12 protein-coding genes and 1 pseudogene are annotated in these 13,830 nt (G+C 72.0%); 6 read left to right on the top strand and 7 right to left on the bottom strand.

Annotated features, from left to right (window positions below; genetic code table 11):
• The first annotated feature begins 38 nt into the window (after positions 1 to 38).
• Genes ACTWQO_RS12575 through ACTWQO_RS12555 form a run of 5 tightly spaced genes read left to right on the top strand, consistent with a single transcriptional unit; the run spans position 39 to position 6,227 of the window.
• Positions 39 to 2,486 (top strand): SpoIIE family protein phosphatase, encoded by a 2,448-nt coding sequence (locus ACTWQO_RS12575; RefSeq protein ID WP_443237345.1) that lies wholly within the window; start codon positions 39 to 41, stop codon positions 2,484 to 2,486.
• Positions 2,487 to 2,531: 45 nt separating this feature from the next.
• Positions 2,532 to 3,599 carry a glucose-1-phosphate thymidylyltransferase gene (locus ACTWQO_RS12570; protein WP_443237344.1) on the top strand — a complete coding sequence of 356 codons (1,068 nt, stop codon included), beginning with the start codon at positions 2,532 to 2,534 and terminating at the stop codon, positions 3,597 to 3,599.
• Positions 3,596 to 4,567: a dTDP-glucose 4,6-dehydratase gene (rfbB, locus tag ACTWQO_RS12565; protein WP_443237343.1), complete on the top strand. Its 972-nt coding sequence runs from the start codon at positions 3,596 to 3,598 to the stop codon at positions 4,565 to 4,567. The genes ACTWQO_RS12570 and rfbB overlap by 4 nt, the downstream gene beginning before the upstream one ends.
• A complete protein-coding gene (gene rfbD / locus ACTWQO_RS12560) occupies positions 4,564 to 5,427 on the top strand; it encodes a dTDP-4-dehydrorhamnose reductase (protein WP_443237342.1) in 864 nt (287 codons plus the stop codon). Before rfbB ends, rfbD begins: the two co-directional genes overlap by 4 nt.
• Positions 5,424 to 6,227 (top strand): class I SAM-dependent methyltransferase, encoded by an 804-nt coding sequence (locus tag ACTWQO_RS12555; RefSeq protein ID WP_443237341.1) that lies wholly within the window; start codon positions 5,424 to 5,426, stop codon positions 6,225 to 6,227. The genes rfbD and ACTWQO_RS12555 overlap by 4 nt, the downstream gene beginning before the upstream one ends.
• On the opposite strand, the gene rfbC is transcribed toward ACTWQO_RS12555, so the two are convergent.
• Positions 6,217 to 6,819: a dTDP-4-dehydrorhamnose 3,5-epimerase gene (gene rfbC, locus ACTWQO_RS12550; RefSeq protein ID WP_443237340.1), complete on the bottom strand. Its 603-nt coding sequence runs from the start codon at positions 6,817 to 6,819 to the stop codon at positions 6,217 to 6,219. The genes ACTWQO_RS12555 and rfbC overlap by 11 nt on opposite strands.
• A gap of 4 nt (positions 6,820 to 6,823) precedes the next feature.
• Positions 6,824 to 8,737: a glycosyltransferase family 2 protein gene (locus tag ACTWQO_RS12545; protein ID WP_443237339.1), complete on the bottom strand. Its 1,914-nt coding sequence runs from the start codon at positions 8,735 to 8,737 to the stop codon at positions 6,824 to 6,826.
• A gap of 137 nt (positions 8,738 to 8,874) precedes the next feature.
• Between ACTWQO_RS12545 and ACTWQO_RS12540 the strand changes: the two genes are divergently transcribed.
• The gene (locus ACTWQO_RS12540) at positions 8,875 to 9,378 is read left to right on the top strand and encodes a metallophosphoesterase family protein (RefSeq protein WP_443237338.1); all 504 of its coding nucleotides are present in this window, start codon (positions 8,875 to 8,877) and stop codon (positions 9,376 to 9,378) included.
• Here the strand turns inward: ACTWQO_RS12540 and ACTWQO_RS12535 are convergent.
• The 5 genes and pseudogenes from ACTWQO_RS12535 to ACTWQO_RS12515 all read right to left on the bottom strand — a co-directional run.
• The gene (locus ACTWQO_RS12535) at positions 9,338 to 10,669 is read right to left on the bottom strand and encodes an alpha/beta hydrolase family protein (RefSeq protein WP_443237337.1); all 1,332 of its coding nucleotides are present in this window, start codon (positions 10,667 to 10,669) and stop codon (positions 9,338 to 9,340) included. The two genes, ACTWQO_RS12540 and ACTWQO_RS12535, sit on opposite strands and share 41 nt — an antisense overlap.
• Before the next feature lie 76 nt (positions 10,670 to 10,745).
• Positions 10,746 to 11,351, bottom strand: a complete 606-nt coding sequence (locus ACTWQO_RS12530) for an SRPBCC family protein (RefSeq protein ID WP_443237336.1) — start codon at positions 11,349 to 11,351, stop codon at positions 10,746 to 10,748.
• 11 nt (positions 11,352 to 11,362) lie between these two features.
• Positions 11,363 to 12,466: an XdhC family protein gene (locus tag ACTWQO_RS12525; protein WP_443237335.1), complete on the bottom strand. Its 1,104-nt coding sequence runs from the start codon at positions 12,464 to 12,466 to the stop codon at positions 11,363 to 11,365.
• Complete coding sequence (locus tag ACTWQO_RS12520; protein ID WP_443237334.1) at positions 12,459 to 13,565, bottom strand: vWA domain-containing protein; 1,107 nt, start codon at positions 13,563 to 13,565, stop codon at positions 12,459 to 12,461. Before ACTWQO_RS12520 ends, ACTWQO_RS12525 begins: the two co-directional genes overlap by 8 nt.
• 5 nt (positions 13,566 to 13,570) lie before the next feature.
• Positions 13,571 to 13,830, bottom strand: a pseudogene (locus tag ACTWQO_RS12515) (AAA family ATPase); the annotation flags it as partial.

Genomic DNA, 13,830 nt, shown 5'->3' with positions numbered 1-13,830 from the left:
GGCTGCGCACGCGCCCCATACGCGCTGTAATTGCGGACGTGGTCACTGAGGGCGATGCGGCACGCGGAACGCGAACCCTGCGTGCCGAAACCGCCCTCAAGACGCTGACGGCCGATGCCGAGTCCCCCGACCGGCTGCGCCGGATCCTCGAACAGGTCCTCGTCTTCGCGCGGGCCTCGTTCGCCGCCGTGTACACCCCGAGTGGGGACGGCGAGACGCTGTGCCTGGTCGAGTCGGCAGGCGTGCCCAGGACGCTGTACGGACTGCGCGACAGCTATCCGGTGTCCGGACGGTCCCCGCTGGCCGACGCCCACCGCTCGGGGCAGGCGGTGTGGCTCGGCCCGCAGGAACTGGCCGAGGGAGCCGAGTCACGGCGCGTGCCCTCCCGGGAGTTCTTCCTGGCCGCCCTCCCCGTGCACGGCGCCGGCGGTGGCACGCTCGTCGCCCTGAGTGACAACCCCGACGGCTACGACACCGACGACCGTGCCTGCCTCGAACTGATCGCCGACGCCGTCGTCTCGCCCGTGCCGACGGCGTCCGCCGAAGGCGGCGAACTGCCCTCGGGCGAGTTCAGCCTCGCCATGGACAGCGGCCGCGTCGAGGTCGGCGACGACATCCTGGAGCTGTTCGGCCTGGACCCGGCGGACTTCGACGGCCGGGTCGAGACCCTGCTGGGCCTGACCGTCCCCGAGGACCTGCCCTCCCTGATGTCCGTCGTCGAGGCCGACCACATGTCCATCGGCGAGCGTGAGCTGGAGTTCCGGGTCCTGCAGCCCGCCGGCCCGCCGAAGTGGCTGCGGCTGCGCGGCCGGCTGGTACCCGGCGGCGAGGGCCGCCCGGCCCGGCTCGTCGGCACCGTCGCCGACGCGTCCAAGCTGCGCTCCGACGTCACCGACGTGGCCCGCGTCCAGCGGCTGGCCGCCGCGCTGGCCATCGCCGGGACCGTACGCGACGTCGGCAAGGCCGTCGTATCGGCGCTGCGCGGCCCCCTGCGGGCCGACCGGATCGCGCTCGCCGAGCTGGAGGCGGACCGGCTCGTCGTCACCGTCCTCGACCCGCCCGAACCGGAGTCCTGGCCCGAGCTGTGGCGCACCGAATGGCGCACCGAGTGGCCGGACGCGCCCGTGCGGGCGATGCCCACCCTCGCCGCCGCCCTGCGCGAGGGCCGCGCCCAGATCTGGCCCGCCGGCACCGCCCTGGAGCCCGCGCTCGCCGAGGTCGGCCCGGGCGGCCTGGCCGTGCTGCCGTTGCCCGGGGCGGGCCGCATGGCCGGCGCCTGTCTGATCGGCTGGGACCTCCCGCACGACTTCGGGCCCGACGAACGGGCCCTGCTCACCGCCTCCGCCGGCCTCGCCGGGCAGGCCCTGATGCGGGCCCGCGCCTTCGACGCCGAGCACGAACTCGTCGGCATGCTTCAGCGCCAGCTGCTGCCGCGCCGCCTGCCGCGGCTGCCGGGCGCGGAAGCCGTCGCCCGCTACCTGCCCAGCACGGCGGGACTGGAACTCGGCGGCGACTGGTACGACGTGATCCCGCTGCCCGACAACCATGTAGCCCTCGTCATCGGCGACGTCCAGGGCCACAGCGCCGCCGCCGCCACCCTCATGGGCCAGATGCGCACGGCACTGCGCGCCTACGCCGCCGAAGGCCACCCGCCCGACGTCGTGGTCTCCCACTCCAACCGGCTCCTGATGGAGCTGGAGACGGACCTCTTCGCCACCTGCTGCTACGTCGACATCGACCTGGAGGAGGGCTCCGCCTGGTGCGTCCGCGCCGGCCATCTGCCGCCGGTGCTGCGCCACCCGGACGGCAGCACGGAGATCGCCGAGGCGGAGGGCGGCCCGCCGCTCGGCGTGGTGACGCAGACCGAGTTCCCGATGAGCCCGCTGCGCCTGCAGCCGGGCACGCTGGTCGCCCTGACCACGGACGGTCTGGTCGAGTCCACCGAGGCCGACATCGACGAGGGCATGGACCGGTTCGCCCGCGAGCTGTCCCTCTCCGACCCCGCCCACCTCGGCCTCGTCGCAGACGGCCTCCTCGGCAACGCCCGCCGCAGCGACGACGTGGCCCTGCTCCTGCTGCGCTACGACGGCATGGCCGTGCGCCCGCTGCGCGAGAGCTGGACGGTGTGGCGCGTCCCCGAGGCCGTCCGGCACGCGCGCCGCTTCACCCGGCGCACCCTGCGCGCCTGGGGCGTGACCGAGGAACAGGACGCCGTCCTGCTCGTGGTCTCCGAGCTGGTCACCAACGCCCTGGTGCACACCGACGGCCGGGTCCGCCTCGACCTCACCCTCGTCAACCACCGGATGCGCGTCACGGTCACCGACGCCTCGCCCCGCAGCCCGATCAAGCCGACCAGCATCGGCTGGGAGGCCACCGGCGGTCGTGGCATCCTCCTCGTCGAGGCCATGTCGGTGTCCTGGGGGACCGTCCCGGTCAGCGGCGGCAAGCAGGTCTGGAGCGAGATCGCCCTCGTACGGATCAAATAAAGGGTTAACGTTCCCTTTCCGCTGAACGAGGCTATGGTGAACCAGATGAAGGCTCTCGTGCTGTCCGGGGGCGCCGGTACGCGATTGAGGCCGATCACTCACACATCGGCCAAACAACTCGTCCCGGTCGCCAACAAGGCTGTGTTGTTCTACGGGTTGGAGTCCATCGCCGCCGCAGGCATAACCGAAGTCGGCATGATCGTCGGCGACACCGCGGCCGAGATCCAGGACGCCGTCGGCGACGGATCGAAGTTCGGCCTGCAGGTCACCTACATCCCGCAGGAGCGGCCGCTGGGGCTGGCCCACGCGGTGCTGATCGCCCGTGACTATCTCGGCGACGACGACTTCGTGATGTACCTCGGCGACAACTTCATCGTCGGCGGCATCACCGACCTCGTCGACGGCTTCCGCAGAAACCGCCCCGACGCCCAGATCCTGCTCACCCGCGTCCCCGACCCGCGCGCCTTCGGCGTCGCCGAACTCGACGCGACCGGGCAGGTGATCGGCCTGGAGGAGAAGCCGGAACACCCCAAGAGCGACCTCGCCCTCGTCGGCGTCTACCTGTTCACCCCGGTGATCCACGAGGCCGTGCGCGCCATCGAGCCGTCCTGGCGCGGCGAGTTGGAGATCACCCACGCCATCCAGCACCTCATCGACGCCCACGCCGACGTCCGCTCCACGGTCATCCACGGCTACTGGAAGGACACCGGGAACGTCGTCGACATGCTTGAGGTGAACCGGACAGTCCTGGAAGGCCTCGAACGCCGCATCGACGGCGAGGTGGACGAGCGGTCCGAGACCATCGGGCGGGTCGTGGTCGAGGAAGGCGCGCGCGTCACCGACTCACGCATCGTCGGCCCCTGCGTCATCGGCGCCGGAACCGTCGTCAGCGACTCCTACATCGGCCCGTTCACCTCCGTCGCGGAGAACTGCCGTATCACCGACAGCGAGTTGGAGTTCTCCATCGTCCTGCGGGACTCCTCGATCGCCGGAGTGGGCCGCATCGAGAGCTCCCTCATCGGGCGGCACGTCCAGGTGACCCCGGCGCCGAACGTGCCCAGTGCCCATCGACTCGTCCTCGGAGACCACAGCAAGGTGCAGATCCACACATGAACCTCCTCGTCACCGGCGCCGCCGGGTTCATCGGCTCGACGTACGTCCGTACGCTGCTCGCCGCCGACGGCCCCGACATCACGGTGCTCGACAAACTGACCTACGCCGGCACGCTCGACAACCTCGAACTCGACCATCCCCGGCTGGAGTTCGTGCAGGGCGACATCTGCGACGCCGAACTCGTGGACAAGTTGATGTCCCGGGCCGACCAGGTGGTGCACTTCGCGGCGGAGTCCCACGTGGACCGCTCGATCACCGGCGCCACCGATTTCGTACGCACCAACGTCCTGGGCACCCAGACCCTGCTGGACGCGGCCCTGCGGCACGGCGTCGGCCCGTTCGTGCACGTCTCCACCGACGAGGTCTACGGGTCCATCGACACCGGATCCTGGCCGGAGGACCACCCGCTGAGCCCCAACTCGCCCTACTCCGCCTCCAAGGCCTCCTCCGACCTGCTCGCCCTCGCCTACCACCGCACCCACGGCCTGGACGTCCGCGTCACCCGCTGCTCCAACAACTACGGCCCGCACCAGTTCCCCGAGAAGGTCATCCCGCTGTTCGTCACCAACCTCCTCGACGGCAAGAAGGTCCCGCTGTACGGCGAGGGCCTCAACGTCCGCGACTGGCTGCACGTCGACGACCACTGCCAGGGCGTCGAACTCGTCCGTACCCAGGGCCGCCCCGGCGAGGTCTACAACATCGGCGGCGGCACCGAGTTGAGCAACAAGGAGCTGACCGGGCTGCTCCTGGACGCCTGCGGCGCGGGCTGGGACCGGGTGGAGCATGTCGAGGACCGCAAGGGCCACGACCTGCGCTACTCGGTGGACTGGAGCAAGGCCCGCACCGAGCTCGGTTACCAGCCCCGCCACGACTTCACCACCGGCCTCGCCGACACCGTCGCCTGGTACCGGGAGAACCGGGCCTGGTGGGAGCCGCTCAAGCAGCGCGTCGGACGGGAGAGCGCATGAACTGGCTGGTCACCGGAGCGGGCGGCATGCTCGGCCGCGACCTGGTCGCGGAACTCCGCGGCCGGGGCGCACCCGTGGTCGCCCTGGACCACGCCGCCCTCGACATCACCCGGCCCGACGCCGTTTCGGCCGCCTTCGCCGAGCATCGCCCGGACGTCGTCGTCAACTGCGCGGCGTACACGGCCGTCGACGACGCGGAGAGCGACGAGGAGCGGGCCCTGCGGATCAACGGCGACGGACCGCGACTGCTGGCCCGCGCCTGCGCGTCCGCCGGCGCCCGCCTCGTGCACGTCTCCACCGACTACGTCTTCGCCGGCGACGACCGCTCCGCCCCCTACCCGGAGGACCACCCCCCGGCCCCGCGCACCGCGTACGGCCGCACGAAGCTCGCCGGCGAGCTCGCCGTACTCGAGGAACTCCCGGCCGCGGGCGCCGTCGTGCGCACCGCCTGGCTCTACGGCGTCCACGGCCGCAGTTTCGTCCGTACGATGATCGAGCTCGAGGGACGCCGGGACACCCTGGACGTCGTCGACGACCAGCGCGGACAGCCCACGTGGAGCGCCGACGTCGCCACGCGCATCGCCGACCTCGGCCCCGGCGCGAACGGCGTGTTCCACGCCACGAGTTCCGGCGAGGCCACCTGGTACGAACTGGCCCGGGAAGTCTTCCGACTCCTCGGCGCCGACCCGGACCGGGTGCGCCCCACCGGCAGCGAGGCCTTTCCCCGGCCCGCACCCCGCCCCGCCTACAGCGCCCTCGCGCACGGCCGGTGGCAGCAGATCGGCCTGCCGGCTCCGCGCGACTGGCGGGACGCCCTGAATGAAGCAATGCCCCATATCCGCAAGGAGATTACGTCGTGAAACGTCATGAGTTCCTGCGGGAACTCCACAAGGTCAGCGCGAACCGCAACTACCTGGAGATCGGTGTCAACGACGGCCGCAGCCTGACACTGTCGCGTGTGCCCAGCATCGCGATCGATCCCGCGTTCAAGGTGGTCACGGAGATCCGCTGCGACGTCCATCTGGCGAAGGCGACGAGTGACGACTTCTTCGCCCGCCAGAACCCGCTGGGGCATCTGAAGGGCGGCCGGCACCCGCTGCGCAATCTCGCCCGCAACCGCAGCCCGTTCGGCCACTGGCAGCGCACCACCCTCGACCTGTCGTTCATCGACGGCATGCACCTCTTCGAGTACACGCTGCGCGACTTCATCAACGTCGAGAAGCACTCCGACTGGGCGAGCGTCATCGTCTTCGACGACATGCTGCCGCGCAATGTCGACGAGGCGGCGCGGGACCGGCACACCGGCGCCTGGACCGGCGACGTCTACAAGATGGTCGAGGTGCTGAACCGCTTCCGCCCCGACCTGGTGACGGTCCTCGTCGACACCCAGCCGACCGGCCAGCTCGTCGTCTTCGGCGCCGATCCCGACAACACCGTCCTGACGGACAAGTACGACGAGATCGTCGCCGAGTACGTCGTCCCCGACCCGCAGAAGGTGCCGGAGACGGTCCTGGAACGGACCTCAGCGGTGAAGCCCGAGACGCTGGTCGGGGCCGGGTTCTGGGCGCCGCTCGTGCGGGCCCGCAACCGCGGAACCAAGCGGTCCCGCGGCTGGGAGCCGTTGCGCCGCAGCGTGGAGCAGCTCAGCGTCAGTCGCTGAGCCCGCGCAGCCGCCGGTAGTAGGCGGAGCAGTCCTTGTACGACGGCAGCAGCCCGGACCGCTCCGCCTCGGCCAGCGAGGGCGCGGCCGCGTCCTTCTCCGACAGCACCGGCGGGATGTCCCGCGGCCACTCGATCCCCAGGTCCGGATCCAGCGGATCCACCCCGTGCTCGCGCCCGGGCGCGTACCCGGTCGAGCACAGGTAGACCACCGTCGCGTCGTCGGTGAGCGCCATGAAGGCGTGCCCGAGCCCCTCCGCGAGGAACACGGCGTGCCGGGTGTCGTCGTCGAGCCGTACCGCTTCCCACTGCCCGAAGGTCGGTGACCCCACGCGGATGTCGGCCACCACGTCGAGCACGGCCCCGCGCACACAGGTGAGGTACTTGGCCTGGCCGGGCGGCACGTCGGCGAAGTGCAGGCCCCGCAGCACGCCCCGGCGGGAGACCGAGCAGTTGGCCTGGGCGAGCGTCAGGTCGTATCCGGTGGCCTCGCGGAACTCATCGCCGCGGTACCACTCGTGGAAGCTGCCCCGCTCGTCCGGGAACACCTTGGGTTCCAGCACCCAGGCACCTTCGATCCCCAGTGGTCGCATCCGTTCACGCCCTCCGATTCCTGATGCGGGCCGCCGCCTTTCGTACGACCCTGCCCACGGCGCGTCGCAGCCGTCGCAGCACGCCGGGAGACTGCTTCTGCTTCCGCTTCCGCACCACGCGCACCCCACCGACACCGGCCGTGACGGTGAACGGCAGCGCGAGGAATCGCGGTGCGGCGGTACGCGGACTGACGGCGACCTTCCAGGTCGCGCCCTTCAGACGGTCGGCGGGCAGAACGGCCTCCAGCCGCGCCCCGGATCCGTCCGCGTACAGGGTGCCCGGCACGTCCACCTTCGCGTCACCGGAGCTGACACGCAGCAGGACCTCGGTGTCACCGGCGACGTACAGCGGCAGCGCGGCGCGGAGCCGGCCGCCGGAGACCGAGACGGCATCCGGCAACAGCCCGCCGAGGCCGAGCCGGGTGCTCGCGCGGTCGATGTCCAGGGAGAGGTTGGCGTGCGGTTCGGTCCAGTACGGCAGCACCACACGGCCGCTCACCACACCGGCGTGCGGGGCCCGGCGGGCATCCCGAGGGGCCGGACCCAACCGGCACTCCTTGGTCCAGCCGCCCAGCCGGACCCGGACATACGCGTCCCACACACCGTCGCCCGCCACGGCCGTGGGATCCACGGTGGCCCCGGCGCGCAGCACCAGCCGCACACCGTCCCCGTCCTCGATCCGCTCGCGGGTGAACTCCACCGGCTGGAAGTACTGGGCGGCGCTGGAGCGCTCGCGCAGCAGCAGATCGACCCGGGCCTCGCCGAACCGGGCGGCGGTGTCCGCGGTGACCCAGGCGACGGCGTCGGACACGTCCAGCGGTGTACGGACCCCGTCGGCGGGAAACACCAAGGGTTTGCCGCGCGACACGTACTCGGCGGTGAAGTCGATCCGCAGCGTGCCGTCCTGCCAGGTGAGGCTCTCCGGCGCGGCCTTCGGTACGACGGAGGCCTCCCATTCGGCGAAGTCCTCGACATCGGCATACCGGTCGGCGGCGATCAGTGCGGCGACGACCTGCTGGGTCGGCTGCAGCCCGGCCGCGACACCCGGGCCGAAGCGCTCGACGACGACGCCGCGCATCGCGTCGAACAGCTCCTTGCGGTAGTCGGCCGGCATCGCCAGCAGCCGGCGGCCACGCATCCGCTCGACGATCTCCACCCGCAGCCACCGCCGGTGCAGCCGGTCCCGCAGCGGCCCCGGCTCGGTGTAGCGGTCGACGACGTCGAGGGCCTCGCAGAGGTTCTTGAAGTATCCGACGGGGTCGAAGCGCTGGAAGCCCGCGTTCGAGGCGTCGTCCCGCTTGACGTGGTAGTAGCAGACGTAGTCGCTGAGCACCGAGACGTTGTCCGCGCGCAGATACGCCTCGGCGATGAAGACGTGGTCCTCCAGCCGCCGCCGCCCCTCGGGGAAGCGCAGGCCGATCCGGTCGAGGAAGTCCCGGCGGATCATCTTGTGCGGGGTGAGGCTGTCGATCAGCGGGGCGTTCTCGACGGTGGCGTGCGGGTGGTTGCGACGGAACAACTCCACCGGAACGCCGCGGCCCTTGCCGGCCATCTTTCCCACGACGACGTCGGCGCCGTTGGCCACGCCGTAGTCGTACATCCGCTCCAGGGCCTCGTCGCCCAGGTAGTCGTCGTTGTCGACGAACATCACGAACTCGCCCTTGGCGGCGGCGATGCCGACGTTGCGGGGCTTGCCCGACCAGCCGGAGTTCTCCTGGTGGATGACCTGGACGAGACCGGGGCGGTCGGCGGCGAGCGCGTCGAGGCGGGCCGGGGTCTCGTCGGTGGAGCCGTCGTCGACGAAGATCACTTCGAACTCGTCGGGCGGCAGGGACTGCCGCAGCAGCGAGGAGATGCAATCCTCGACATATGGCCCGGGGTTGTACACCGGGACGACGACGCTGACCTTGACCGGCATCCGGCTGAAGCCCCCTTAGTTCGCTTCCCGTTTCCACTGTGGCACGGTGGGCGTTGCCCGATGCTAACCCGTTTGCCCGGGCCGGCATGCGCAGGGTCCACCGCGTGGCGCCGATCACCGCGGCCTAGGCTGACGACGTGCGCCTGCTCCTGATGTCCGACACCCATCTCCCCAAGCGCGCCAAGGCGCTGCCGGGGCAGCTGCTTGCCGAACTCCCGCACGCCGACGTGGTGTTCCACGCGGGCGACTGGGTCGACACGGCCACGCTCGACCTGCTGGAGGCCCACTGTCGCAGACTGATCGGCGTGTACGGCAACAATGACGGTCCCGACCTGCGGGCCCGGCTCCCCGAGGTGGCGTACGCCGAACTCGCCGGCCTGCGGTTCGGTGTCGTCCACGAGACGGGCGCCGCCCAGGGCAGGGAGGCCCGCTGTGCCGCGCGCTTCCCCGACCTGGACGTGCTGGTCTTCGGTCACAGCCACATCCCGTGGGACACCACGGCCCCGAACGGGTTGCGACTGCTCAATCCCGGTTCGCCGACCGACCGGCGCCGTCAGCCGCACCGCACGTACATGACGGCGACGGTGGCCGACGCGCGCCTCACGGACGTGGAACTGCGCCGGTTGCCGTCAGCTCGCTGAACCAGCGGACCACGTCGGCGGTGGCCGCCTGCTGGGAGCCCAGGTGCCGGGAGCCGCCGTAGTCGGGTGTGCCCAGGTTGATCAGCGGAGCGTCGAGAGCGGCTCGGCAGTACTCGCTGTTGGCGTTGACGGCCTGCTCGTCGTTCTCTGCCGCGTACAGCCGTATCGGCACCCGCGGCGTCCAGTCGGTGCACACGCCGTCGGCCACGCGCAGAGCGGCGGCCAGCGGGCCGGTCGGGTGCGCGAGCAGTGTGCGAGCGCGGGGCGTCAGCAGCTTGTCGAGGGTGCCCGGGGTGCCCGCCACGACCTCCTGACCGGTGTGGGTGCCGTCCAGCAGCCGCTCGATCCGCCGGTCGTAGGGGGCGCGGAACATCTCGCTCGGCGAGTCGTAGAGATGGTGCAGCCGGTTGAAGGCGACCAGGGTGAGCGCGGCGTAGATCACGCCGGCCTTCGGGTCGGTCTCGCCGTTCAGCAGCGCGGGCAGTTCCACGTCCCGGAACGCGTACGCACCGCTGACCGGTGCCACCGCACCGAGCCGGAACCGTGGATCGGCGCCCTCCTGCAAGGTCCGGGCCAGCCCCAGTGCCGCCGAGGCGCCCTGCGAGAAGCCCGTGACCAGCACCTCGTCCCGCAGCTGGCGACCGGCCGTCGGTACGAAATCGCGAGCCGCGCGCAGCATGTCCAGGGAGGCTGTGGTCTCCGAGGGGACGTCCATCCAGGGGTGCGGTCCGGGGCCGAGGCCCAGCCCGAGGTAGTCGGGTGCCACCGCGGTGAATCCGGCCGAGGCGTACGTCAGCGCCGGGGCCTGATCCCACACGTCCTGGGAGACGGAGGGCGCGTCGCCTTTGAACAGCTCGGTGCCATGGGTGAACGACACCGTCCGCAGGTGACGCTCGCCGTTGCGGGGGAGGGCGAGCAGACCGCTGGCGATCGTGGGGCGGCCGTGCGGGTCCACGGTCCGGTACACCAGCCGGTAGGTGTCCACGCCGAAGCGGACCGCGTCGGTGTCCCAGGCCCCCGCCTCGTCCCCGGCCAGCTCGGCCCGCACGGCCCGCGCCGACAGCGTCCGCAGATGCTCGGCCGAGACCACATGTCCGCGCTCGGCCGGCCCGGTCCGGTCTGCGGCAGCGGTCTTCGCCGGTGGTGTCGCGACCGCGGTGGCCGTCCACGACCCCGCCATCGCCACCGCGACGACCGTCCCGGCGACCAACGCCGTCCGAGCCCGGCGACGCCGCCTCTCTCGCCTCAACCTCAGTCGCAATACGTCCTGTTGTGCATGAATTGGCTTCATACCTCGACGGTAGAAACGCACCTCTCTCCGGGCCATCCGGCCAACCCGCCGGCCGGGCAGGGGACTACCCCCCTGTTCAGCCGCGGCGCCCCAAGATCCGCCGCACTCCTACGACCACCAGCACCACCGCGGCCACCGCCCCGACGATCCCGGCCGCCCGCTTGGCGACCGGCACCCCGATCAGGCGGAACACGTCCAGCGGCTGGTCCGGGTACTCCTCGGCCTCCTCGGCGCCCACCGTCTCGCCCAGCCGCTCGGAGAGGCACGCGGCGAACTGCCCGACCAGCCGGTCGCCGACCTCCGCCAGCACCCCGCGCCCGAACTGCGCCGGACGTCCGGTCACCGTCAGATCGGTCCGTACGGACACGGCCGTGCCGCCGTCGCGTTCGCTCAGCGTGCCGGTCACCGTGGCCCGTGCGGTGCCCTGGCCGCGGGTCTCCCGGCCGCTGGCGATCAGGACCATGCGGTGTGCCGACTCGTCCTGCTCCTCGAAGACGGCCGTGCCCTTGTAGGTCACGGTGATCGGGCCGACCTTGACCTTCACCGAACCGGTCACGGTCTTGCCGTCGTACTCCTCGACGCTCGCGCCCGGCATGCAGGGTGCGACCCGCTCGATGTCGAGGAGCGTCCGCCAGGCGTCGTCGACCGGGACGGGCACGGTGAACTCGTGGTGCAGCTCCATGACTTCCTCCTTCACGCTCCCTGCGGATGGATGGCTCCGGCCGTCGCCGTCAGCGGGGCCCCGGTCCCGCCCCAGCGGAGCGCGACGATCTCGGCGGCGACGGACACGGCGACCTCCTCGGGCGTACGGGCGCCCAGGTCGAGCCCGACCGGGGAGCGCAGCCGAGACAGCTCGCGTTGGGTGAGGCCGGCCTCGGTGAGCCGTTTCGTCCGGTCGTCGTGGGTACGGCGGCTGCCCATCGCCCCGATGTACGCGGCCGGTCGGCGTAGCGCTTCCTCCAGCAGCGGCACGTCGAACTTCGGGTCGTGGGTGAGGACGCAGATCACCGTGCGCTCGTCGGTGTCGGTGGAGCGCAGATAGCGGTGCGGCCAGTCAACGACGACCTCCACGCCCGCCGGGAACCGCTTCGGCGTGGCGAAGACCGGGCGGGCGTCGCAAACGGTGACCCGGTAGCCGAGAAAATCACCGATGCGGGCGACCGCTGCCGCGTAGTCGATGGCGCCGAAGACCAGCATGCGCGGCGGAGGGGCGAAGGAGTGCAGGAAGACGGTGACGACGTCCTCGCGGCGTTCTCCGTGCGGGCCGTAGTGGCGCAACCCCGTGGCGCCGAGGGCGAGTTCGCCGCGTGCGTCGGCGGTGACGGCCACGTCCAGGCCCTCCGTGCCGAGCGTGCCGGACACGGTGTCCGGCCATACGGCGAGGGTGGCTCCGCGTGGCGCGGGACCGTCGGTCACCGTGGCGACGGTCACGGGGCGGTGTGCGGCGACCGACTCGGCGACCGCGCCGAAGGAGGGGTCCAGGGCGGCCGTCACGGGACGTACGAGCAGGGTGATCTCGCCGCCGCAGGTGAGGCCGACCGCGAACGCGTCCTCGTCGCTGTACCCGAAGGTCTCCAGGCGCGCCTCGCCGCTCGCCACCACTTCCTGGGCGAGTTCGAAGACGGCTCCCTCGACGCACCCACCGGACACACTGCCGACGACCTCGTCGTCCGGTCCCACGGCCATCGCCGCACCGGGATCGCGCGGTGCGCTGCGGCTGGTCGCGACGACCGTGGCGAGTCCGAACGGGACCCGTGCCGTGTACCAGCCGTGCAGCACCGGGAGGATGTCACGCATCGTCGGCTCCTTTCACCACCGCCGCAAGCCGCTCCAGCGCGGCCACGCTGTGCCCCTCGACGAACGCGTCCACGCTCGGCAGCGCCGCCGCCATCCCGCCGGCCACGGGTGCGTAACCGGGGCGCGCCTTACGGGGGTTGGCCCAGATCACCCGGTGGGCCAGCCGGTGCAGACGGCGCATCTGGTCAGCCAGCAGTTCGGGGTCGCCGCGTTCCCAGCCGTCGGAGAGCAGGACCACCACCGCGCCGCGCGCCAGCCCGCGCTGTCCCCAGCGGTTCAGGAACTCCCGCAGCAGTTCGCCCAGTCGGGTGCCGCCGCGCCAGTCGGGCACCGCAGCCGCGAGCGCGGCCATCGCCAAGTCCGGGTCGCGGTGCGACAGTTCGCGGGTGACCCGGGTCAGCCGGGTGCCGATGGTGAAGACTTCGGTGTGTGTTCCGCGGGCTGCCGCGTGCGCGAAGCGGAGCAGCGCGTCGGCGTACGGCGCCATGGAACCGCTGACGTCCACCAGCAGCACGACCCGCCGAGGCCGCTCTGCCCGGGCGTGGCGGAGCAACCGCGCGGGCTCACCGCCGCGGCGCAGCAACTCCCGTACCGTCCGGTGCGGATCGACCTGCCCGCGCCGCGCCGGACGCCGCCGCGCACTGCGCCGGGCCTCGCCGCACAGCGCGAACGCGGCCAGCAGCCGGCGCACCTGCTCGCGTTCGGCGGCGTCCAGCTCGGCGACGTCGCGGTGCCGGAGGACCTCGGCGGGGCTGGCCAGGGCGGCGGCGGGCGGTCCCTGCCGATCTCCTTCGTGGTGGCCTCCGGCGTGCGCGTCCCGTACGACCAGTCGCAGCCGGGGCTGCGGAGTGGCCCGTACCGCTTCCGCGGCGGGCGAGCCGGAGCCGAAGTACGCGGCGAACACCCGCTCGTACCGCTCCAAGTCGTCCCGGCCCCCGCACAGCGTCAGCCGTCCCGCCCAGTACACGTCCGCCCGTGCCTCCGGCCGCAGCATGTCCACCGCACTGAGGAACGCGTGCAGCCGTTCCGTGCTCGCGTCGACGCCGGCCGCGCGCAGCGCACGGGCGAAACCGAGGAGGGCGGCGTCCGCGGCGAGCACGCTCCTCACGCCCCTCGGACGGCGAGCACCGCCGACAGATCCAGCCCGCGCGCCCGCTCGGCGTCCTCCCGGTACTTCAGCACCGAACCCAGCGTCGCCACCGCCAGCTCCGCGTCCACCTCGGTCGCGCCGAGCGCGTCGAGGGCCTGCGCCCAGTCGATCGTCTCGGCGACGCCCGGCGGCTTGAGCAGGTCCTCGCCGCGCAGCGCCTGCACCAGAGCCGTCACCTGCTCGGCCAGGCGTGCCGACACACCGGGCAACCGCC

The organism is Streptomyces sp. 4N124 (genome assembly GCF_052245395.1).
GTDB lineage: Bacteria > Actinomycetota > Actinomycetes > Streptomycetales > Streptomycetaceae > Streptomyces.
This window is presented reverse-complemented; position numbering and strand designations above follow the sequence as displayed.

Excerpts from the sequence above, each read along its gene's own strand:
- ACTWQO_RS12570 (WP_443237344.1), top strand. The coding sequence starts at position 2,532 with ATGAAGGCTCTCGTGCTGTCCGGGGGCGCCGGTACGCGATTGAGGCCG.
- rfbB (WP_443237343.1), top strand. The coding sequence starts at position 3,596 with ATGAACCTCCTCGTCACCGGCGCCGCCGGGTTCATCGGCTCGACGTAC.
- rfbD (WP_443237342.1), top strand. The coding sequence starts at position 4,564 with ATGAACTGGCTGGTCACCGGAGCGGGCGGCATGCTCGGCCGCGACCTG.
- rfbC (WP_443237340.1), bottom strand. The coding sequence starts at position 6,819 with ATGCGACCACTGGGGATCGAAGGTGCCTGGGTGCTGGAACCCAAGGTG.
- ACTWQO_RS12545 (WP_443237339.1), bottom strand. The coding sequence starts at position 8,737 with ATGCCGGTCAAGGTCAGCGTCGTCGTCCCGGTGTACAACCCCGGGCCA.
- ACTWQO_RS12535 (WP_443237337.1), bottom strand. The coding sequence starts at position 10,669 with ATGAAGCCAATTCATGCACAACAGGACGTATTGCGACTGAGGTTGAGG.
- ACTWQO_RS12530 (WP_443237336.1), bottom strand. The coding sequence starts at position 11,351 with ATGGAGCTGCACCACGAGTTCACCGTGCCCGTCCCGGTCGACGACGCC.
- ACTWQO_RS12525 (WP_443237335.1), bottom strand. The coding sequence starts at position 12,466 with ATGCGTGACATCCTCCCGGTGCTGCACGGCTGGTACACGGCACGGGTC.